Origin of the sequence: Microvirga zambiensis WSM3693 (assembly GCF_016735695.1) — a bacterium.
GTDB lineage: Bacteria > Pseudomonadota > Alphaproteobacteria > Rhizobiales > Beijerinckiaceae > Microvirga > Microvirga zambiensis.
Genome location: NZ_JAERQD010000002.1, coordinates 1 through 21398, shown reverse-complemented (window position 1 = coordinate 21398; position 21398 = coordinate 1). Strand labels below are relative to the sequence as shown.

Sequence of the window (21398 nt, the reverse complement as noted above, 5' to 3'; positions counted from 1 at the left end):
CCAGGGGCTGGGATCCTAGCGGGGATGGTTCTGCGGACTATATTCCGAGTAAAGCGGATGCCAGCCATGACTGAGGCGCTGCAAGGCTTCGAGCTCGATCGGATCATGGCTGCAGAAGATCTTCACCTCGCCGGCAGGATCGTTGGCCAGATCGCGCAGCCGATCCTGGTTGTGACGACGCATCGCGCCGTTTTCCTGCATCATCCGCTGATAGGCGAGAAGACCGGGCGGGCAGGAGGGGCTCTCATCCATCTCATGCCGATGGAAATAGGCATCGCCCGCATTGAGCAGCCATCCCTTCGGCATGTCGATGGCGATGCCGGCATGCCCCATCGTGTGGCCGGGCAGCGGGATCATCAGGATTTCGGGCGGCAGGCCGTCGAGATCGCGCACCGATCCGAATCCGAACCACCTCTCTCCAGTCGGATCGTAGAAGCGCCAATTCCGCACTCCGTCCCACTGCTCTGGACGATAGCGGCGGCGATGGATGAAGCCGTGCCGCACCTCCGCCTCCTCAATCTCGGCACGCAGAATGTGAACGGTCGCTTCCGGAAAGTCCTCCAGGCCGCCCGCATGATCGAAATCGAGATGGGTCAGCACGATATGACGCACATCGCGTGGCGAGATGCCGAGTTTCCTCACCTGCGCCAGCGCCGTATAGCGATGCTCCAGCTGAATGCGGTTGACGTGAACGAAGAGCGGGCTCATGCGCCCATAGGGATCTTCCACGTCGCGCTCGCCGAATCCCGTATCGATGAGAACGAGCCCGCTGCTGTCCGTCTCAATGAGCAGGCAATGGCAGACCAGATGCGCGCTCAGCCCGGGGCTCACTCCATCCCAAAATCGTCCTCCCACCGGACACATGCAGCCGCAATTGAGATGGTGGATGCGCATGGACGAGCCTCCCTGATGGACGGGAATGAAGCCCTAACGCGAGGAGAAAGGAAATGTTCGAGATGCAGCCGGCCTCAGCGACGGTCACTTGCGACAGGCGAAGGGCGGAAAGGTGCTTGCGGTACCGGCATTCATGGCAGCCACCACCATCATGTTGGCGAGACCGAGTTCCTCCTCGGAGCGCGGGCAGACATTGCCCTGCACCGTGCAGCCGGAGCCGAGAAAGGCTTCGTGACGGTCGAGAAAATCCTGACTCAAGCCATTCGTGCCAAGCCGCGCGAGCGCATCGCTCCAAGCCTTCTTGTAGCGAGCGCATTTCACCTCGGGCCAGCTCTGCGATGGCTGGTCCTGGGCAAGCGATGACCCCGATGCGCTCATGATGGCGCAAGTCACCGCGAACACGCCGATCGCGACGGCCCTCATCGAAACACCTTTCACCGTCGATTTCGGTAAGCGCGATGGATCACGCCAGCGATCTCAGGTCAAGCGGACGAGAACAGGGTGTCATCCCCTGCGGTCCGCAGGACCGGGAAGGGGCGATCCAGGGTCAATCGGGGCGCTATGGATTCCCTTCCCCTCCGCTCCGGCCGGGAATCACACCGAATGAATTCGCAGCACGCCTCGCCGCAATGCCTTAAGCCCGCATCTCGGGTTGCCCCTTGTCCTGCTTCGCGCCCCTCGACGCACGACGCTTCTTCGCCGGCTTCCTCTCCGCCTGCTTCTCCACCTCCCGTGAGAGGCGCTCCTGCAGCAGGCTCAGCACCGCCGCCTCTTCGGGCTTGAGGGAAGACAGATCCTCGCGCAGCTGCGTCTCGATCTTCTCCTTGACGTCGAGAAGCAGGCCGCCGTCGAGATAGCAGGCGAAGACCTCGGGATGTACATAGCACTTGCGGCAGATGCTCGGCGTGTTGCCGAGGCGCGAGGCGACCGTCTCGATGGCGTCGCGGATGTTCTTCTTGGCCTTGGCCTGATTGTCGAATTCCTCGAATTCCGACAGGGCGAGCGCCGCCAGCACGGTGCCGGCCCAGGTGCGGAAATCCTTGGCGGTGATGTCGCGCCCGGTGATCTCCTTCAGATAGGCATTCACGTCGGCCGAATCGATCGACTGGCGCTCGCCGCCCTCGTCGATATACTGGAACAGATCCTGGCCCGGCAGGTCCTGGCAGGCCTTGACGATCCTGGCGATGCGCCGGTCCTTGACCTGCAACTTCCAGGTCTTGCCGCTCTTGCCCTTGAACTGGAAGCGCAGCTCGCCGCCTTCCACCTTCACATGAGGATCGCGCAGAGTGGTGAGTCCGTAGCTTTTGTTCTGCTTCACGTAATCGGAATTGCCGACGCGGATCAGGGTGTTCTCGAGCAGATTAACCACGTCGCCAGCACTTTCTCCCGAGGCAGCCCGCGCAGGCTCATGTGCTCGTCGATGGTCTTGCGGATCGCCGGCAGGCCTTGCGCGAATTCGAGCATGTGCTCGTATTTCGTGCTCTCGCGAACCTCCCGAAAGGCCGGATGGTAGCGGTACTGCTTGCGGCCCTTGGCATCGCGCCCGGTCGCCTGGATATGGCCGTTGGCCCTCGGGCAGATCCACACATCCGTGTAGGCGGGCGGGATGGCGAGCGACCTGATGCGCTCCAGCACCGCCTTGTCGGCGACCTTCGTGCCGTCAGGCTTGGTATAGGTGAAGCCCTTGCCGGATTTCCGGCGGCGGATGCCCGGCCCCTCGTCGGAGACGTAAACGAGGCCCGCCGTTTCGGCGGCATCACGCGGATCGACGATGGTCTCGGTGGCGGCGTTCGGTTCCAGGAGCATGCGAAGCCTTGGATGAAAAGCAGAACGTCAACCGTGGCGCGCCATCCCCGGTTCCCTATGCTGCTGCCCCGCGCGGTTTCGACGCCGCCGCTCGTTGCGAATCGTGAACACGAGAATGGTGCCGCTCAGGAACACGCTGATGAGGTTGAAGATCACCACGGGCCAACTCCCGATCAGGTACCCGTAGATTGCCCAGAGCGTGAGGGCGGTGACGGTGACCACGTACATATGCATGGAGATCGCCCGCGTATCGCGCTCCCGCCAGGCCTTCACCACCTGCGGGACGAAACTCGACGTGGAGAGGGTGCCGGCAATCGTCGCCAGAAGCGTCGGCAGCCAATCCTCCATAGGTGATTTCTCCCATATCTTAAGACGACGGCAACGGGCGCGAAGCGCGGGGAGTTCCCTTTCGCCCCATGCCGAGGTTAATACTGCGTAACCGTTTCACCCGGATTATCCATTGTCTTCCTTGTCCCTGCCTGACGTCCAAGGCCGCAAGCTCGTTTTCGTCGTCACCGAAGACTGGTTCTTCGCCTCCCACTTCCTGCCCATGGCCCGGGCGGCCCGCGAGCTCGGGCTCGCGGTGGCGGTGGTCACGCGGGTGCGCGCGCACCGGGAGGCGATCGAGGCGACCGGCGCCAAGGTCATTCCCTTCGAGGCCGACCGGCGCAGCCTGAACCCGATCACGACGGGGCTGAAGACCGGAGATCTCGCCGCCATCCTCCGGCGGGAGAAGGCCGATCTGGTCCATTGCATTGCCCTTCGCAGCATCCTCGTCGGCGGCTTTGCGGCGAGCATGGTGGGGGTGCACAGGCGGGTCTATGCCCTGACCGGCCTCGGCTTTCTCGGCGCCCGCACGGACCGGATCGCAAAGCTCGCCCAGCGGACCGTCCGCCTCCTCGTGCGCGGCCTGGAGACCCGCCAGACCCGCTACGTCTTCGAAAACCCGGACGATCCGAAGCTCCTCGGCCTCGATCCCTCGAGCGACAAGGTCGTCATCCTCGGTGGAGCCGGCATCGATCCCGAAGCCCTGGAGCCCCTTCCCCTGCCCCCGCAACCGCCGCTCAAGGTCGCCATCGTCGCCCGTATGCTCTGGTCGAAGGGGATCGACGTAGCCGTCGAGGCGGTCCGCAGCCTGCGGAGAAAAGGGGCCGCCATCGAGCTGTCCCTCTTCGGCGCGCCGGACCCCGACAATCCGAAATCCATCCCCGAGGAGACCTTGAAGGCCTGGGGCGACGAGCCCGGCATCGCCTGGCACGGCAGGACGCACGACATTCCGGCCGTCTGGCGGGACCATCACCTGGCCTGCCTGCCCTCCCGCGGCGGCGAGGGCCTGCCGCGGACGCTGCTGGAGGCCGCCGCCTGCGGCCGGGCCATCGTCACCACGGACGTGCCCGGCTGCCGCGCCCTGGTGCGGGATGGGATGGAAGGACGTCTCGTTCCCGCCGGCGACGCGGCAAGCCTCGCCGAGGCGCTCCTGGACCTCTCCCGTCAGCCGGATCTCGTCGCCCGCATGGGCGGGGCCGCTCGTGCCCGCGTGCTCGACGGCTTCACCGAGCGCGACGTGATGGAAGGCGTCAAGCGTCTCTACGGCGCCATGCTGGCCTCATGATCATCGATCCCATCGCCTTCATCCGGGCCGAGACCCGGCTTCGCCCCGTCCCGCATGCACCGGAGATTTCGCTCCACGTGGCCGACGAGGCGACGGAGCTGTGGCAGAAGACCGAGGAGGAGCTCGGCGAGATCGGTCTGCCGCCGCCCTTCTGGGCCTTTGCCTGGGCCGGCGGGCAGGCGCTCGCCCGCTATGTGCTCGACCATCCCGGGACGGTGCGGGGGCGGCGGGTGCTGGACTTCGCCTCCGGCTCCGGCCTCGTCGCCATCGCGGCCACGAAGGCAGGTGCGGCCGAGGTGACGGCCTGCGACATCGACTCGTTCGCCATCGCGGCCATCGGCATCAACGCCGCCGCCAATCATGTCTCCGTCACCCCGCTCCAGGCGGACATCGTCGGCGAGGATCGCGGCTGGGACACGGTGCTTGCGGGCGACATCTGCTACGAGCAGGACCTCGCCGCTCGGGTGATCGACTGGCTGTCTTCCTTGAGCGCGCGGGGCGCCACCGTGCTGATCGGCGATCCCGGGCGCAGCTATCTGCCCAAGGACCGTCTCGACAGCCTTGCCGCCTATCAGGTGCCCGTCACGAGGACACTCGAGGACTCGGAGATCAAGCAGTCCAGCGTCTGGCGTTTCCGCAACCCTTAGGCGAAATCGGCATCATTGCCACTTCTGCACAGAATTCGGGCAGCCATTCTGCATTTTACCTATTCAAATATGTAGTGTTATAACCTATGTGAATGAGGTGGTTCGCGGTTCGGATGCCGGCCGCGGGCGCTGGGGCAAGATTCACCGACCCGAACCAGGAGCGATCCTATGGCTCATTTACCGTCACTTCAGCACCCAGGATTCAATGCCGGCGTTCCGATGCCGACGTTCCACTCTTCTGAACGGACGGAGCAGGCCCTTGCCCTGTCGGAGGCCTTCTGCCGCGCCAGGGGCGCGCGGCTGACCCCGATCCGCCGCCGCGTGCTGGAGCTGCTTCATAGTGCCCAAAAACCCCTCGGCGCCTACGACCTGGTGGAACTCCTCGGCTCGCAGGGCCACCGCATGGCCCCGATCACGATCTACCGCGCCCTGGATTTCCTGATCGAGCAGGGCCTGGCGCACCGGCTGGCGAGCCGGAATGCCTATATCGCCAGTTCGAGCCTTACCGGTGCCCGCACGACCACCGCCGTTCTGATCTGCGAGGTCTGCGGCGATGTCAGCGAGGTCGCCTCGCCCGACGTGGCCGAGACCGTCACGAAGGTGTTGCGGGAGCAGGGCTACCAGCCCCGCAGCCGGATCCTTGAGATCACCGGACGCTGCAGCCATTGCCGGGACGATCACTGATCGATCGGCCATCGTCACACAGGTCCGCTGAACTCGTTTAAGGGGTTGAGCATCGGATTCGATCCCAAAAGTGGCCTCCGCTTTTGGGTCCGATGCTATGGGCCGCGCTTGACGGGAAAGGCTTTTGGCATCAGCTAAACGGCGGCAGCCAGGAGCTGCCGTCGTGGATTGCAGCATGTCCCTCACCTCGCCTTCCGAGACCGTCGCCGCCTCCGAGAGCCTCGCCGGCCCGGCTCAGCGCCACCGCACCATCGGCGTGCGCGTCGGATCCGTCATGGTCGGCGGCGGCGCGCCGATCGTGGTCCAGTCGATGACCAACACGGACACGGCGGATATCGACGCGACCGTGGCCCAGGTTGCGGCGCTCGCCCGGACGGGCTCGGAGATCGTGCGCATCACCGTCGACCGCGACGAGGCGGCAGCCGCCGTTCCGAAGATCCGCGAAAGACTCGACCGGCTCGGCGTGGACGTGCCTCTCGTCGGCGACTTCCACTATATCGGCCATCAGCTTCTCGCCGATCACCCGGCCTGTGCCGAGGCCCTGGCCAAATACCGCATCAATCCCGGCAATGTGGGCTTCAAGGAGAAGAAGGACCGGCAGTTCGGTGCCATCGTCGAGCAGGCGATCCGGCACGGCAAGGCCGTGCGCATCGGCGCCAACTGGGGCTCCCTCGACCAGGAGCTCCTGACCCACCTGATGAACGAGAACGCAGCCTCGGCCAATCCGCGCGACATGCGCTGGGTCACCCGCGAGGCGATGATCCAGTCGGCCCTGCTCTCCGCCGCCCGCGCGGAGGAGATCGGCTTGGGGAAAGATCGTATCATCCTGTCTGCCAAGGTCTCGGCGGTGCAGGACCTGATCGCGGTCTACCAGGATCTCGCCCGCCGGTCGGACTACGCCATCCACCTCGGCCTCACCGAGGCCGGCATGGGCACGAAGGGCATCGTGGCTTCGTCGGCCGCCATGGGCATCCTGCTGCAGCAGGGCATCGGCGACACGATCCGCTACTCCCTCACCCCCGAGCCCGGTGGCGACCGGACGGTGGAGGTGAGGACGGCTCAGGAACTGCTCCAGACCATGGGCTTTCGCACCTTCGTACCCCTCGTCGCCGCCTGCCCGGGCTGCGGACGCACCACCTCTTCGGTATTCCAGGAACTGGCCCGGGACATCCAGACCTGGATCTCCACCTCCATGCCCGAATGGCGCCGCACGCATCCCGGCGTCGAGAACCTGAACGTGGCGGTGATGGGCTGCATCGTGAACGGTCCGGGCGAGTCGAAGCACGCGAATATCGGCATCTCGCTTCCGGGCACCGGCGAGCAGCCCGCTGCTCCCGTTTTCATCGACGGCAGGAAGGCCATGACCCTGCGCGGCCCGACGCTTGCCAAAGACTTCCAGAAGATCGTTCTCGACTACATCGAGAAGAATTACGGTCAGGCCGGGCGCGATGCTGCCGAATAAGGCAGCACACGCGAGCAGGGAACCCCAAGCGAAATTTCGTTTTAAGCTAAAGCGCGATATGCTAGAGAGCCCGCCGCGCCGGCACTGACGGCACCGCGCTCTTTGGAGAAACGGACGGAAATCAAGCCGCCCTTCGTCATTTATAGAGAAATTCAACTCGGGCCGTCCGCGGGCAGATCCGCAAAGAAAAGCAGACATGGCAGAGCAGCAAGCCATAGCCCCAGGGCATGCAGATTCCGCAGCCCCTGAGGCCACCCTACCGGGCAGCCATCATACGGCCAGCTTCTGGACCCTGACTCTCGGAGCCATCGGCGTCGTCTACGGCGACATCGGCACCAGCCCGCTCTATGCCATGCGCGAGACGGTCGCCGCCGCCACCGGCGGTCATCACGGCACCCCCGTCCCGCTCACCCGCGAACTCGTGATCAGCATTCTCTCGCTCCTGCTCTGGGCACTGATCCTCACGGTTTCGGTTAAATACGTCCTGCTGCTGCTGCGGGCCGACAACAAGGGCGAAGGCGGTTCGTTGACCCTGGTGGCCCTGGCGCAGCGCGCTCTCGGTCGCCGCAGCCTGCCGGTTCTCATGATGGGCATGGCCGGAGCAGCCCTGTTTTACGGCGATGCCGCCATCACGCCAGCGATCTCCGTGCTCTCGGCGCTCGAAGGCCTGAAGCTCGTGGCGCCCTCCTTCGAAGCCTATGTCCTCCCCGGTGCGCTGGCGATCCTCATCGCCCTCTTCGCAGCGCAGAGCCACGGCACCGGCAGGGTCGCGGCCTTCTTCGGACCGCTGACGCTCCTGTGGTTCATCACCATGGCGGGCCTCGGCCTCCTCCACATCGCCGACGATTGGGAGGTCCTGCTCGCCTTCAACCCCTATTACGGGGTGTCCTTTCTGATCACGCATCCCGGGACGGCCTTCGCGATCCTCGGCAGCGTCTGCCTTGCGGTGACCGGCGCCGAAGCGCTTTATGCCGATCTCGGCCATTTCGGCCGCAACCCGATCCGCGTCGCCTGGGGCACCGTCGTCTTCCCGGCCCTTGCCCTGAACTATCTCGGCCAGGGCGCGCTCGTTCTGTCGAATCCCGATTCCATCGCCAATCCGTTCTTCCTGCTGGCGCCGCCCTGGATGCTCCTGCCGCTCGTGATCCTCGCAACGCTTGCCACCATCGTCGCGAGCCAGGCGGTGATCACCGGCGCCTATTCCCTGACCCGGCAGGCGGTGCAGCTCGGCATCCTGCCGCGCCTCGAAGTGCGCTTCACCTCCGAGACGCATCAGGGCCAGATCTACCTGCCGCGGGTGAACTGGCTGCTGCTGGCCGCCGTGGTCGGCCTCGTGCTCCTCTTCGGCTCGTCATCGAGCCTCGCCAGCGCCTACGGCATCGCTGTCTTCGGCACCATGGTCGTCACGACCCTTCTCGCCTGCGTGGTGATCAGCATCAGCTGGGGCTGGGGACCGCTGAAGACCGGGCTCGTCATGATCCCGCTGCTCCTCATCGACCTCACCTTCCTGTCCTCGAACCTGGTGAAGCTTCTCGACGGCGGCTATGTCCCGCTCGTCATCGCCGGCGTGTTCTTCGTGCTGATGTGGACCTGGGTGAAGGGAACCCGCATCCTGTTCGAGAAGACCCGCAAGATCGACGTGCCTTTCCTCGAGCTGGTGCAGATGCTGGAGAAGAGCCCGCCGCACCGGGTGAAGGGCACCGCCGTCTTCCTGACGAGCGATCCGGACACCGCGCCGGCGGCACTGCTGCACAATCTCAAGCACAACAAGGTGCTGCACGAGAAGAACGTGATCCTCACCGTGAACAGCGCCGACGTTCCGCGCGTGGAGGACGAGGACCGCGTCGCCATCGAACATGTGGGCGATTCGTTCTGGCGCATCCGCCTGAGCTACGGCTACATGGAAACGCCGAACATTCCGCGCGGCCTCGCGATCCTGCGCCGCCAGGGTTTCAAGTTCGACATCATGGCGACGTCGTTCTTCCTCTCGCGCCGCTCGATCCGCCCCGCGAGCCAGTCGGGCATGCCGCTCTGGCAGGACAGGCTCTTCATCGGTCTCGCGAAATCCGCGAGCGACGCCACCGACTTCTTCCAGATCCCGACCGGGCGCGTGGTGGAAGTGGGTACGCAGGTGACGGTGTAAGCCTGTTGCCGGATGGATGACGAGATGTCAGTTTTGGAAGTCCATGACCGACATCGCCCTCCTCCGCCCGAGCCTCGGCCGGCTGCACGAATACGAAAATGCCCTTGAACGGGGATGGTCGCCCAACACCGACCAGGACGTGAGTCGCGAGCAGCTTATCCAGCTGAGGCGCAATCCGGCCCGTTTCCTGCACGATCTCTACAACAGCCCGATGGTCCGCCTGCCGGACGGACGGGAGGTGCCGCGCCTGCCGGCCCACGATTTCTGGATCGACGACGGCGAATTCTGCGGCCGCATCGGCTTTCGCTTCCAGCGCGGAACGGAGGAGCTGCCGAGCGCGATCTACGGCCATATCGGCTACACGATCGTTCCCTGGAAGCAGCGGCGCGGCTACGCCACGCAGGCGCTGAGGATGATCCTGCCCGTGTGCCGCTCGGAAGGTTTTTCGCGGGTGCTGATCACCTGCGACGACGACAACGACGGTTCGCGCAAAGTGATCGAGGCCAATGGCGGCGAGCCCGCGGGGACCCTCCCGCACCTATCACGACCCGACCACGTGAAATGCCTGTTCTGGGTGCCGACCGGATAAGCGCCGGATAGTTCGCGATAAAGATAGACGCCTTTTCCCTCCTCCTTGTGGGGAGGGCCAGGGTGGGGTGTTGGCGCCTTACCTTTATAGGCTATCGCACACACCCCCACCTCCAACTCCTCCCCACCGCAAGTCGGGTGTTCCCGACTTACGGCAGACCAAAGGCAAGTCTCGGGCAAGCCCGAGGCTTGTGGGGGAGGAGGGTCCAAGTCGTGCAGCGCAACCCTTACCGGCCGTTGACCCTGCGGTCGTCGCCGGGCTCGAAGCGGAGGTCGCGATCCAGGCGGCCGCCATTGTCGTCGTTGAGATCGTCCGCACCCCGTGTCCGGCGCAGCGCGAGCAGATCGTCGGCTCCGCGGGTCCGGGTGCGGGTCTGGTGCTGATCCTGGGTGCGCGTGCGCGTCCGGTCCTCGGCCCTGGCCTGGTTGCGGCCATCGTCATCCCGGGCGCGGCTCACATTGGCATCGCCGCCGCGTCCTCTGCCGCGGCCGCTGTCGTCGGCCCGGTTATCGTCACCGCCTCGACCGCGGCCCTGGCCTCCGTGATCATCCCCTCCGCGGCTGCTGCGACCGCCATTGTCGTCGCCTCCGCGACTGCTCCGGCCGCCGCTGTCGTCACTGGAACGGCCGCCTCCGTGGTCATCGCCACCGCGTCCGCCGCGGCCGCCGCTATCGTCTCCGCCGCGCCCTCCCCGATCGCCGCCGCCATCGTCGCCACCGCGGGCCATGGCCGGTGAGATGAGGGCGCTCGCGACGACCGCGGGGATTGCCGCCGCCGTCAGCGACGCCAGGACAGTTCCTAGAATCAGGACGCTCGGGCCCTTCTTGATCGGCTTTACCATCGTCTTCCTCCATTCATCCGTCGCGCCGGGAGCGGCGCCGATGGAGGCGAATCTGCACGAGGCCCGGCATGCGAACCTGATGAGTCATGTCAGCGAAATATCAGATTGGGCATGCTATGCTGGCGAGCTTTGGAAGGTTTCATGATCCGACGCCATCTCATCGTCCTGCTCGCCGCCGGCCTCGCCCTGAGTGCGGTGGAGAGTTCCTGGCCGGGCGTCGCGATCGCCAAGGACGGCGACAGCGGCGGCAATAGCGGCAGCGGCAGCGACAACAGCGGCAAGGGCAGCGAAAACAGCGGACGGGGCGGTGGCGACGATGACGGCGGAGGCCGGGGCCGAGGTGGAGACGATGGCGGCCAGGGCCGGGGCCGTGGACGCGGGGGAGACGACGATGTCACCGCAAAAACAGGTTGGGGCAGCACCTCCTCCGAGAGTGCCCGCGAGGCCGTCTCGCAGGGCTGGGCCCTCGCCCTGAGCACCGTTCTTCCCACTGTCTCGAAAGCAGTCCCCGGCAAGGTGCTGGAAGTGGATCTGCGCCAATCCTGGACCGGCGAGTGGCGCTACGAATTTCTCATTCTCACCCGGGATCGCCGCTATCAGGAGGTCGTCGTCGACGCCCGCCGCAACCAGATCCTTCAGATCAGGAGACGTTGATGAGGGTCCTTCTCGTGGAGGATGAGGCGGCCATCGCCAGGGATGTCGCGAGCGCCCTGGCCGAGACGGGCTATGTGGTGGACATCGCCAGGGACGGCGAGGAGGGCTGGTTCCGGGCCTCGACCGAGGATTACGACGCCGTCGTGCTCGATCTCGGCCTGCCGAAGCTCGACGGCCTCTCGGTGGTGCGGCGGCTTCGCGAGGAGGACAGCGCAGTGCCGATCCTCGTTCTGACCGCCCGCGGCTCCTGGCTGCAGCGGGTCGAAGGCATCGATGCGGGCGCCGACGATTATCTGACGAAGCCCTTCGAGATGGAGGAGCTTCTCGCCCGTCTTGCCGCCCTGCTGCGCCGTGTCGGCCGCCATGTCACGCCGCTGATCGAGGTCGGAACCATTCGCATCGATACCCGGCGCCTGCGGGTGATGATCAACGGCCGCGCGATCGAGCTCTCGCCGCTCGAATTCCGCCTGCTGCGCTATCTCGCCCACAACCGGGATCGCGTCGTCGCGCAGAGCGAACTCGTCGAGCATGTCTACGGGAACGACGAGCCGGACAGCAACACCATCGAGGCCCTGGTCGCCCGCCTGCGACGCAAGATCGGATCGGAGGCGATCGGAACCCGGCGCGGCCACGGCTACATCATGGAGACGCCTTCGCCATGAAACGCATCGAGCGCAAAGCCTGCAACTCCATCCGCGTGCGTCTGCTGACGGTTGCCGTCATGTCGATCATTGCGACGATTGCGGTGGCAGGCACCTCCCTGGTCGTGTTCTTCGAACGTCAGGTGCTGCGCTATGTCGAGCAGGACCTCAACATCCACTGGACCGAACTTGCGACCGCGTTCGGCACCGAGGGCGAAGCCGGAATCAGCCAGAAGCTCACCGATCCACGCTATCACCAGCCCTATGGCGGGGCCTATTGGCAGGTCTCCGAGAACGGGCGCCCGATCGTGCGGTCCCGCTCCCTGTGGGATCTGGACCTGCCCTCCGGCGGGACCCGGCAGGGCGCGGAGCGCGAAAAGGCCTTCGAGGTCGAGGGACCCGACGGCTCGGAGCTTTACGTGATCGAACGGGAGGTCACGGTCGATGGCGCCCAAGGCCCTCGAACCGTCAGCCTCGCGGTCGCTCTCGACCATGCGCAGGTGGTGGAACTGCGCGAAGCCTTCGGCTGGGACGTGACCCGCGTTCTCATCCCGATTGCTGCCGTGCTCGTTCTCTTCGCCTGGATTCAGCTCTCGCTGGGTTTAAGACCGCTGCAGGATGTCGGCCGCGACCTGAACGCCGTGCAGACCGGCCAGATCCGGCGCATGACCCGGCGTTTTCCCAACGAAGTCGCACCGCTGGTCGAGAGCATCAACAAGCTGCTCGACCGCCAGGAGAATCTCGTGCGCAAGGCGCGCGACCGGGCCGGGGCACTGGCGCACGGCCTGAAGACGCCCTTGACGATTCTCGGCGCCGAGGTGAGGCATCTCGAGCAATCCGGCCGGCATGAGGAAGCCGCGCGCATGCAGGAGCAGCTCGGCCTCATCCGCACGCATGTGGAGCGCGAGGTGGCGCGGGCGCGCACCAGCGGCGCATCGGTGGCCTGCGGAGCCTACACGCAGGTGGAAGAGACCGTCGCCCGCCTCCTGCGCCTGATGCAGCACATGCCCAGGGGCGAACAGCTCGTCTGGGAGACGGAGATCCCAGCCGATCTCGCCGTCGACATGGATCCGCACGATTTCGGCGAGGTCATGGGCAACCTTCTCGACAATGCCAGGAAATGGGCGGGAGCCCAGGTCACGGTGCGTGCCGGGCGCGCGGGCGAGAAGGCCCGGATCGTCGTCGAGGATGACGGGCCGGGCTTCTCCAAAACCGGCGGCGTACGCCCCGAACGCGGCGTGCAGGGACAGGCAGATCCAACCTCCAGCGGGCTCGGTCTAGGGATCGTCGAGGACATCCTGGCCGAATACGGAACGAGCGCGGAGATCGACGGCAACGGCCATTGCCGCATCGCGTTCGAAATCCCGCTCTGCCGCGAGCTGCCTTTGCCGGCCGACAGGCACGGGCGAAAGGGCGAAAGGCGGACGCCAGCCTAGAGCTGTTTCCACTTGTGTGGAATCACCTCTCTTCTTCGGTTTGCCGCATTTTTTGACGGCGAACCGGATCCACTTCGCCGAAAAATGCTCTAGCTCGATGCCGATATTCGCTCTCCAATCAAGGCCTTACCGGCTTTTGCATTGATCGGTCGCGATTGCCGCATGCGTTGAAGCGTTGAGCAAACCTCCTAAATCTATCCGGATTAAGATTTGTAGCGGCGCTTTCCGGTCAATCCTTGAAGACACCGAGCCAGGTCTGCCCTGCATCGACCAAGAGAGCACGTCCGTGACGAACGAAGCCGTCAACCTCACCAATTGCGACCGGGAGCCGATTCATATTCCTGGCAGCATCCAGGAGCATGGTTGCCTGCTCGCCTGCGATATCCATGCTTCCGTAATCTTGCGGCATTCAGCCAACGCAGCCGACATCCTGGGGCTTCAGGGCGAGATCAACGGCCGCGATCTGGACGATGTTCTCGGCGAGGAGGTGACCCATACCCTCCGCAATGCGCTCGCGACGTCAGGCGGTGAGAGCCGCGCGGCTCTCCTCTTCGACCTCGACATTCGCGATACGGCCTTCGATGTGGCCATTCACCGCTTTCACTCGACGGTGATCATCGAATTCGAGAAATCCGCCTCCCGCTTCACCAAGCCGCTTGATCTGACACGTGCCCTGATCGGCCGGCTCAACAAGGCGGTCAGCGCCGATCAGCTCATTCGCGACGCCGCCCGCCTCGTGCGCGGCCTTCTCGGCTATGACCGCGTCATGGTCTATCAATTCGGGCACGACGGCTCGGGGAAGGTCGTCAGCGAGGCCAAGCGCAGCGACCTCGAAAGCTTCCTCGGCCAGTATTTTCCCGCAAGCGACATCCCGCAGCAGGCGCGGGTTCTGTACTTACGCAACATCATACGCATCGTGGCGGACTCGGATGGCAGGCGAATCCCCATCGAGCCCGTTCTCGATGCCTCAGGCGAGCCGCTTGACCTGTCCTTCGCCCATCTGCGCAGCGTCTCGCCGATCCATTGCGAATATCTGCGCAACATGGGCGTCGCAGCCTCCATGTCGATCTCGATCATCATCGGCGGCGAGCTCTGGGGCCTGATCGCGTGCCATCACTATTCCCCACGCGTGCTCCCGATGGGTCTGCGCGTCGCAGCGGAAGTGTTCGGAGATTTCTTCTCCCTCCATCTCAACGCCCTTCTCCAACGCGGCAAGCTCGAGACGGCAACGCAGGCCCGTCGCTCCCTCGACAGGATCCTCAAGCGGGCCTCGCATCAGGCTAATGTCGGCGACACCCTTCGCGCGAGCCTCGCGGATCTCGGGCAACTGGTGCCATGCGACGGCCTCGGGCTGTGGATCGACGAGGTCTGGACGCCGCAGGGCAGCGCACCGCCTGCCGAGGCCGTCGCCTCCATCGCGAGATTCGTCGGCAACGTCGCCGATGGCGGACGGATCTGGGCAACCCATGCCCTCTCCCATCGTCTCGCTTCGGCCGAAGAATATCGCGACAGGGCCTCCGGCATTCTCGCCGTGCCGCTATCGCAAATCCCGCGTGACTACCTGTTCTTCTTTCGCAAGGAGCAGGTGCAGACGCTCGACTGGGCCGGCAATCCGGAAAAATCCTATGATGTCGGTCCGCTCGGCGACCGTCTCACGCCGCGCAAAAGTTTCGCCATCTGGAAACAGACCGTTCATGCGCAGTCGCAACCCTGGTCCGAGGCCGATCGCGAGATAGCCGAGGCCGTCAGGATCGCCTTGGCCGAGGTGGTGCTTCGCCATGGCGAGCTGCTCGCCGACGAGCGGACCAAGGCTGAGATCCGACAGCGCATGCTCAACGAGGAGCTCAACCACCGGGTCAAGAACATTCTCGCGATCATCAAGTCCCTGGTAGGGCATCCGGTGCAGGAAGGCCGCAACATCGAGGATTATGTGGCCTCGCTCCAGGGGCGCATCCAGGCGCTGGCCGTCGCCCACGATCAGGTGGCGAGGGGCGGCGGAGGAGGCTCCCTTGCCGAGCTTCTCGATGCGGAGCTGACTCCCTACCGCGGTCCTGCCACGACGATCATGCTCGATGGTCCGAAAGTGTGGCTCGATGCGCGCGCCTATTCGGTCATGGCGCTCGTGCTGCACGAGTTGTGCACCAACGCCGCGAAATACGGCGCACTCTCCAGGGAGGGCGGGAAGCTGTCGGTCGCGTGGTCGCTGGTGCCGGAGGGCGGCTGCAAGATCGAATGGCGCGAATCGGGCGGGCCCATCGTCTCGCCACCGAAGCGCGAAGGCTTCGGCACGGTTCTGATCGACCGCAGCATCCCCTACGATCTCGGCGGGGAAAGCCGGGTCGACTACCTGCCGACGGGGGTCGGGGCGTGCTTCTTCATTCCGCAAAAGCACATCCTGTTCGTGACGGTCCCGGGCGCCGACCAGAAGATGCAAGCGATATCGGCCGAGACGAGACAATCCATCGACCTGTCCGGCACGAGCCTGCTGCTGGTCGAGGATCAGCTGCTGATCGCGCTCGATGTCGAGGCAATGCTTACCGAGCGGGGACTCGGCGACATCACAATCAGCGCGTCGGTCGATGATGCGCTTCGCAAGCTCTCCGCCTTTATGCCGGACGTCGCCATCCTCGACGTGAATCTCGGCGAGGGGACCTCCATTCCGGTGGCGGAGGCTCTCGCCAGGCGCAAGATCCCGTTCGTCTTCGCAACGGGATACGGAGAAAAAGGCATGGTCCCTGCAGCATTCTCGGACATCCCCGTCGTGCGCAAACCCTACGATTCCGAGAGCTTGATCGGGGCGATCGCATCGGTGACGGGGCGCGAGCGTCCTCGCTGAAAACTCAGACCCGACGCTCGACCACGAAGCGCACGGCATCGCGCAGGATCTGCGCATGCGGACCGAAATCGTCGAGCGCCGCCTCGGCGGCCGCGACGAGCCGATTGCACTCGCTGCGCGCACCGTCCATCCCGAGCAGGTCGACGAGCGTGGCCTTGCCCTTCTCCTGATCCTTGCCCGTGCGCTTGCCGAGCGCTTCCGCCGAGGCTTCCCGGTCGAGGATGTCGTCCGCCACCTGGAACGCGGCGCCGAGGGCCCGTCCGTATGCGACGAGCTTTTGGCGGGCAGCCGCGTCAGCTTTGCCCAGGATCGCACCGGCCTCCACCGAGAAGGTGAGGATCGCGCCGGTCTTCATCATCTGGAGCAGGCGGACATCAGCCTCTCCCAGCTCCGCCGACCCGTAGCGGCCCTCGGCCGACAGGTCGAGGAGCTGGCCGCCCACCATGCCGCCCAAGCCCGAGGCGCGGGCAAGGCCGAGCACGAGATCGGCGCGAATCGCCGCATCCTCTGCCGTCGCGGGATCGGCGAGCACCTCGAAGGCCAGGGTCTGGAGGGCGTCGCCCACGAGGATCGCGGTCGCCTCGTCAAAAGCCTTATGCACCGTGGGGCGGCCCCGGCGCATGTCGTCGTCGTCCATGGAGGGCAGATCGTCGTGCACAAGGGAATAGCAATGCAGCAGCTCCACGGCGCAGCCGGCGCGCAGCGGCCCCTGCCCTTCGGCGCCGAAGAGGCGGGCGGCCTCCAGAGTCAGGAACGGCCGCAGGCGCTTGCCGCCGCTTAAGGTCGCATGCCGCATGGCGGCCATGAGGCGCGGCGGCCTGGCAAGCTCGCCCGGAGCGGCTTTGTCTGCTAGCAAGGCTTGGAGACTTGCTTCGACGATCTCCGCGGCGTCGGACAGCCGCGTCGTGAAAGTGCTGGTGGATGGCGTCATGATGAGCCTGAATTCGGATGGGGCCGCCGCTCCGCCCGAGGGAAGCGTCGGTGAAAGGTCGCGGCCGAGATGGGCATGGCGCTCGGGACGGCCGGGAGCGCCGATGTCGGCCGCCCGCCTTCTCCGCCGCTTCGTCCAGATCGGCCTTGGTCTCATCCTCTTATGGGTCGGCGCGGTCTTTTGGCTAGGGCTTTTGTACTGGGCCGTGCCGCCGGTCTCGACCCTCATGCTCGGCCGCTGGCTCACCCTTCAGCCGGTCGAGCGCGATTTCGTGCGTCTCGACGAGATCTCCCCCAACCTGCCGCTCGCCGTCCTGACCGCCGAGGACAGCCGTTTCTGCGATCATCAGGGCGTCGATTGGGGCGCCCTCTGGCTCGTGGTGGAGGCGGCAGACGACGATGGGCCATCCAGGGGCGCCTCGACGATCCCGATGCAGGTGGCTAAGAACCTCTTCCTCTGGCCGAGCCGGTCCTACGTCCGCAAGGGCCTGGAAATCCCGGTCGCGCTCTATCTCGACCTCATCTGGTCCAAGCGCCAGATGATGGAGGTCTATCTCAACATCGCCGAATGGGGCGACGGCGTCTTCGGAGCCGAGGCGGCCGCTCAGAAGTATTTCCGTAAATCCGCCAAGAACCTCACCCGCCAGGAGGCGGCCCTTTTGGCACGGGCCTTGCCCAACCCCCTCGTCCGCAATCCAGCCCGCCCCTCCTCCCGCCACCGGGCCCTGGCGGGGCAGCTCATGGCCCGCATGGAGAGGGCCGCGCCCTTCAGCGACTGCCTGAAACCGTAACGGAGGCAACGTGCGGCAAGGAAAAACCCTCGGATTGCGTCTGGGGGCTAGATATTTGCCCGAAGACCTTGTATGAGGCGCAACCTCATCAAGTTTGAGATGTGAGCGTTCCCCGGTTGAGCGGGCGCTCCGCTATTTTAACCGGAGACGAGTTATGGCCGTTCCAAAGAGAAAAACGTCGCCTTCGCGGCGCGGCATGCGTCGCTCCGCCGATGCCTTGAAGGCCCCGACCTACATCGAGGACAAGGATTCCGGCGAGCTGCGCCGTCCTCACCACGTTGACCTGAAGACCGGCATGTACCGTGGCCGTCAGGTCCTCAAGGTGAAGACCGAAGCCTGATCGATCGCGGCATGCGACGATACCAACCGGCGCTCAAGGCGCCGGTTTTTTTATGCCCGCAATCCCCAGAAGCTGCCCCAAGAGCCCTGATTTTCCATCGCTTTTTACGCTTCCTTAAGCCTGAGACGCGATCCTGCATCCTTGTTTCAGGGGCTTGGACCAGGCTTGCAAGAGGCGCCTTCGGTCACCCCGCGCGGTCTGGTGTCAAGGGTGAGTGTGATGGCGACGAAGCGGCAGGGCCGGACGGGACTTTTTCAGAGCGCATCCCGGCCTCAACGCAAGCGCCAGGCTCCACAGCGGACATCGCCTGCCGGCATCACCTACGCCTGGGACATGATCTCGGACGTGCTGACCTGGGGTCCAGGCGCCGCCGAGGCGCTCGGCCTGTCCGGCCGGGACCTGCCCAGGACCGGCAAGGCTTTCGCGCAGATGATCGAGCCGGGCTGCGGCCTTTCCCGCCCAGACGCCATCTCCGCAACGGAAGCCCACGCTCGCACCTACGACACCCGCTATGCGCTGCGACTCGAGCCGGATCGGGTGGTGATGGTCGAGGATGCCGGCCGTTGGCAGCCGGGCGTCCAGGGAAGCCCCGCCTTCGCCCGCGGCCAGCTCCGCATCGACCCGGCTTCGGGAGCCAGAGAGCTGCTTCCGGCCATTCTCAGAGCCCGCTCCGAGCTTCTGTGCAGGATTCAGAACGGCATCAACGAAGCCTTGCGGGTGTCGCAGACCTGTACCCTGATCGTCGGCAGCATCGATGGCGGCGAAGCGGATCTCGTCGCGGACATCGCCCGCGATCTCCGCCCGATGATGCGCCATTACGACCTGTTCGCCGCGCTCGGGCCGAACCGTTTCGCCCTGGCCCTTACCTGCTGCCCCGCTTCCGATGCGCCGAGCGCCATGAAGCGTCTGGATGCGCTCCTGAAAGATCGCGGAGCCGCGGCCTCCCTCCGCCTCGGTGCCGCCTGCGCGCCCGACCATACGTTCAAGGCCACGAAACTCCTGCGCTTCGCCGAACAGGCCTTGGCCTCGGCCCTGGAGCGGGACGAGTCCCGCAGCTTCTACGATGCACGCCCTGCCAAGCCGTCGCCAGCGGCGGAGCAGGCGCCATTCGACTGGATTGCCGCCCTCAACGAGCGCAGCCTGACGCTCGCCCTCCGGCCGATGGTGGAGGCGCATGGCCGCGCCCCGTTCCTGATGCAGGCCAGCGCCTCGCTTCGTGATGCTGCGGGGGGCACGATGCCGCTCGGACCGGTGCCGAGCCTCAAGGCCTCCAATCTCGCCCTTCTGGTCGACGGACGGATGCTGGAACTCGCCGCAGACCATCTCCAGCACCACCCGGACGAGCATCTCTCCCTGCCGGTTTCGCCAAAGGCCCTGCAGGATCCGGAATGGCTGCCCATGCTGGCGGCGCATCTCGGTGCCCGTCCCGGCATCGAGTCGCGGCTGATGATCGAGGTGCCGGAAGCGGCGCTCGCCGAATGCCGACGCAATCTCGGCCGGCTTCACGCCATGAAGGCCCTCGGCATCGGGCTCGCGCTCACGGGCTTCGGAACGGGCTACGTCTCGCCCATGCAGCTGCGCATGCTGCCGGTCGATCTTCTGACCATCGACGGTGCCTTCATCCAGCCGCTCAGGCGATCCACCGACGACCGCCTTTTCGTCCGCACCCTCATCGACCGGGCCCAGCAGCTCGGCATTGCCGTTGCGGCGGAATGGGTGGATGACGAAGCGACGGCCCGACTGCTCGCCTCCTGGGATGTGGATTACCTCCAGGGTGCGCTGTTCGGTGAGCCGGAAGCGGTCCAGCAGCCCTCGGCGCTCGCGCAGATGCTCAAGCGCGCCCGCGGCTGACGAAAACCTTCTACTTGCTTGCCAGCTTGTCGAGCTTGGCCTGCATGTCGGCCATCTGCCGCTTCAGTGTATCGAGGTCGCTCGTGTCCTCGCCCTTTTCTCCCTTCAAGACCTTGCCCTCGCCGTTGGCGGATGCAGGCTGCGGGAAGGGGGAGAACATGCGCATGGCCTCGGTGAAGAAGCCCATGTTCTTGCGCACCTGCTCCTCCATGGCCTGGAAGGCGCCGGGACCGAAAGCGCTGGCCATCTGCTCCCGGAGCTTCTGCTGTTCCTGGGACAGGTTGTTCATGGAGAATTCGAGATAGCTCGGCACCAGGGCCTGCATGCTATCGCCGTAGAAGCGGATGAGCTGGCGCAACACGGTGACGGGCAGAAGGTTCGGCCCCTCCTTGTTCTCCTGCTCGAAGATGATCTGGGCGAGCACCGAGCGGGTGATCTCCTCGCCGGACTTCGCGTCGTAGACCACGAAATCCTCGCCCTTGCGCACCATGCCGGCCAGATCTTCCAGCGTCACGTAGGTCGATGTGCCCGTGTGATAGAGGCGGCGGTTGGCATATTTCTTGATGACCGTCGGTTGTTTTTCCGTCGCCATGATGCGCCGATACGCTCCTTGGGAAATCCACCAGGTCCGGCACCCCCCATCCCGATCGTCGGAATGCCAGTCGTTAATGATTATAAGCCTTATGCCGGTCGATCAAAGCGCCAAAAGTCTAAGGTGCCCTGAGCCGGTCCGGGCGATCCGATCCTTGACATCCCACCCCCTGGGGATTTGATCGGGCCAGCACTACATTCGTCTTGCGATCAAGCAATCAGCACAGGAGAGAGGAATGCCCCGAGACAACATCGTCATCGTCGGAGCGGCGCGCACGCCCGTCGGCTCGTTCAACGGGGCCTTCGCCAACACCCCGGCGCACGAGCTCGGCGCCATCGCGGTCAAAGCGGCCCTCGAGCGGGCGAAGGTGGACGGCGCGGAAGTGGACGAGGTGATCCTCGGCCAGATCCTGACCGCAGGCCAGGGCCAGAACCCCGCCCGCCAGGCCGCCATGGCGGCCGGCGTACCGCAGGAAAAGACCGCCTGGGCACTCAACCAGCTCTGCGGCTCGGGCCTGCGCACGGTGGCCATCGGCCTGCAGCAGATCGCCAACGGCGATGCCAACATCATCATCGCCGGCGGCCAGGAATCCATGTCGCTCGCCCCCCACGCCGCCCATATGCGCTCCGGCACCAAGATGGGCGACTTC

20 protein-coding genes and 1 pseudogene are annotated in these 21398 nt (G+C 65.4%); 15 read left to right on the top strand and 6 right to left on the bottom strand.

Annotated features, from left to right (window positions below):
* Positions 1-15: 15 nt before the first annotated feature.
* The 4 genes and pseudogenes from JKL46_RS02175 to JKL46_RS02160 all read right to left on the bottom strand — a co-directional run bounded on the left by JKL46_RS02175 (position 16) and on the right by JKL46_RS02160 (position 3048).
* Positions 16-831 carry an MBL fold metallo-hydrolase gene (locus JKL46_RS02175; RefSeq protein WP_343073998.1) on the bottom strand — a complete coding sequence of 272 codons (816 nt, stop codon included), beginning with the start codon at positions 829-831 and terminating at the stop codon, positions 16-18.
* Between the two features lie 147 nt (positions 832-978).
* Complete coding sequence (locus tag JKL46_RS02170; RefSeq protein ID WP_201829771.1) at positions 979-1317, bottom strand: hypothetical protein; 339 nt, start codon at positions 1315-1317, stop codon at positions 979-981.
* 211 nt (positions 1318-1528) lie between these two features.
* Positions 1529-2700 (bottom strand): annotated as a pseudogene (locus JKL46_RS02165) (DNA topoisomerase IB).
* Positions 2701-2727: 27 nt separating this feature from the next.
* A complete protein-coding gene (locus JKL46_RS02160; RefSeq protein ID WP_201829770.1) occupies positions 2728-3048 on the bottom strand; it encodes a SemiSWEET family sugar transporter in 321 nt (106 codons plus the stop codon).
* Positions 3049-3160: 112 nt separating this feature from the next.
* Between JKL46_RS02160 and JKL46_RS02155 the strand changes: the two genes are divergently transcribed.
* From JKL46_RS02155 to JKL46_RS02105, 11 genes are all read left to right on the top strand, one after another.
* Positions 3161-4312, top strand: a complete 1152-nt coding sequence (locus JKL46_RS02155) for a glycosyltransferase family 4 protein (RefSeq protein ID WP_201829769.1) — start codon at positions 3161-3163, stop codon at positions 4310-4312.
* On the top strand, positions 4309-4959 hold the full coding sequence (locus JKL46_RS02150) for a class I SAM-dependent methyltransferase (RefSeq protein ID WP_201829768.1): 651 nt from the start codon (positions 4309-4311) through the stop codon (positions 4957-4959). The genes JKL46_RS02155 and JKL46_RS02150 overlap by 4 nt, the downstream gene beginning before the upstream one ends.
* Positions 4960-5127: 168 nt before the next feature.
* Positions 5128-5643 (top strand): Fur family transcriptional regulator, encoded by a 516-nt coding sequence (locus tag JKL46_RS02145; protein WP_201829767.1) that lies wholly within the window; start codon positions 5128-5130, stop codon positions 5641-5643.
* A 175-nt stretch (positions 5644-5818) separates the two neighbouring features.
* The gene (ispG, locus tag JKL46_RS02140) at positions 5819-7105 is read left to right on the top strand and encodes a flavodoxin-dependent (E)-4-hydroxy-3-methylbut-2-enyl-diphosphate synthase (RefSeq protein WP_201829766.1); all 1287 of its coding nucleotides are present in this window, start codon (positions 5819-5821) and stop codon (positions 7103-7105) included.
* 196 nt (positions 7106-7301) lie between these two features.
* Positions 7302-9248 (top strand): potassium transporter Kup, encoded by a 1947-nt coding sequence (locus JKL46_RS02135; protein ID WP_201829765.1) that lies wholly within the window; start codon positions 7302-7304, stop codon positions 9246-9248.
* Positions 9249-9291: 43 nt separating this feature from the next.
* The gene (locus JKL46_RS02130) at positions 9292-9837 is read left to right on the top strand and encodes a GNAT family N-acetyltransferase (RefSeq protein ID WP_246529098.1); all 546 of its coding nucleotides are present in this window, start codon (positions 9292-9294) and stop codon (positions 9835-9837) included.
* 190 nt (positions 9838-10027) lie between these two features.
* A complete protein-coding gene (locus JKL46_RS02125) occupies positions 10028-10573 on the top strand; it encodes a hypothetical protein (protein WP_201829763.1) in 546 nt (181 codons plus the stop codon).
* Positions 10574-10819: 246 nt separating this feature from the next.
* The gene (locus JKL46_RS02120; RefSeq protein ID WP_201829762.1) at positions 10820-11332 is read left to right on the top strand and encodes a PepSY domain-containing protein; all 513 of its coding nucleotides are present in this window, start codon (positions 10820-10822) and stop codon (positions 11330-11332) included.
* Complete coding sequence (locus JKL46_RS02115) at positions 11332-11994, top strand: response regulator transcription factor (protein WP_201829761.1); 663 nt, start codon at positions 11332-11334, stop codon at positions 11992-11994. The genes JKL46_RS02120 and JKL46_RS02115 overlap by 1 nt, the downstream gene beginning before the upstream one ends.
* On the top strand, positions 11991-13409 hold the full coding sequence (locus tag JKL46_RS02110; RefSeq protein ID WP_201829760.1) for a sensor histidine kinase: 1419 nt from the start codon (positions 11991-11993) through the stop codon (positions 13407-13409). The genes JKL46_RS02115 and JKL46_RS02110 overlap by 4 nt, the downstream gene beginning before the upstream one ends.
* A gap of 286 nt (positions 13410-13695) precedes the next feature.
* Positions 13696-16245 carry an HWE histidine kinase domain-containing protein gene (locus JKL46_RS02105; protein ID WP_201829759.1) on the top strand — a complete coding sequence of 850 codons (2550 nt, stop codon included), beginning with the start codon at positions 13696-13698 and terminating at the stop codon, positions 16243-16245.
* Between the two features lie 4 nt (positions 16246-16249).
* On the opposite strand, the gene JKL46_RS02100 is transcribed toward JKL46_RS02105, so the two are convergent.
* Entirely contained in the window at positions 16250-17176 is a 927-nt protein-coding gene (locus JKL46_RS02100) for a polyprenyl synthetase family protein (RefSeq protein ID WP_201829758.1), read from the bottom strand.
* A 103-nt stretch (positions 17177-17279) separates the two neighbouring features.
* On the opposite strand from JKL46_RS02100, the gene mtgA reads away from it, so the two are divergent.
* The 3 genes from mtgA to JKL46_RS02085 all read left to right on the top strand — a co-directional run bounded on the left by mtgA (position 17280) and on the right by JKL46_RS02085 (position 20157).
* Positions 17280-17966 (top strand): monofunctional biosynthetic peptidoglycan transglycosylase, encoded by a 687-nt coding sequence (mtgA, locus tag JKL46_RS02095; RefSeq protein ID WP_201829757.1) that lies wholly within the window; start codon positions 17280-17282, stop codon positions 17964-17966.
* A gap of 154 nt (positions 17967-18120) precedes the next feature.
* Complete coding sequence (gene rpmF, locus JKL46_RS02090) at positions 18121-18306, top strand: 50S ribosomal protein L32 (protein WP_201829756.1); 186 nt, start codon at positions 18121-18123, stop codon at positions 18304-18306.
* A gap of 219 nt (positions 18307-18525) precedes the next feature.
* Positions 18526-20157 carry an EAL domain-containing protein gene (locus JKL46_RS02085; RefSeq protein ID WP_201829755.1) on the top strand — a complete coding sequence of 544 codons (1632 nt, stop codon included), beginning with the start codon at positions 18526-18528 and terminating at the stop codon, positions 20155-20157.
* A 10-nt stretch (positions 20158-20167) separates the two neighbouring features.
* Here the strand turns inward: JKL46_RS02085 and phaR are convergent, their stop codons facing one another.
* Positions 20168-20749: a polyhydroxyalkanoate synthesis repressor PhaR gene (phaR, locus tag JKL46_RS02080; protein ID WP_201829754.1), complete on the bottom strand. Its 582-nt coding sequence runs from the start codon at positions 20747-20749 to the stop codon at positions 20168-20170.
* A 235-nt stretch (positions 20750-20984) separates the two neighbouring features.
* Between phaR and JKL46_RS02075 the strand changes: the two genes are divergently transcribed.
* On the top strand, positions 20985-21398 hold a 414-nt coding region (locus tag JKL46_RS02075; RefSeq protein WP_484502696.1), incomplete at its 3' end, for a thiolase family protein.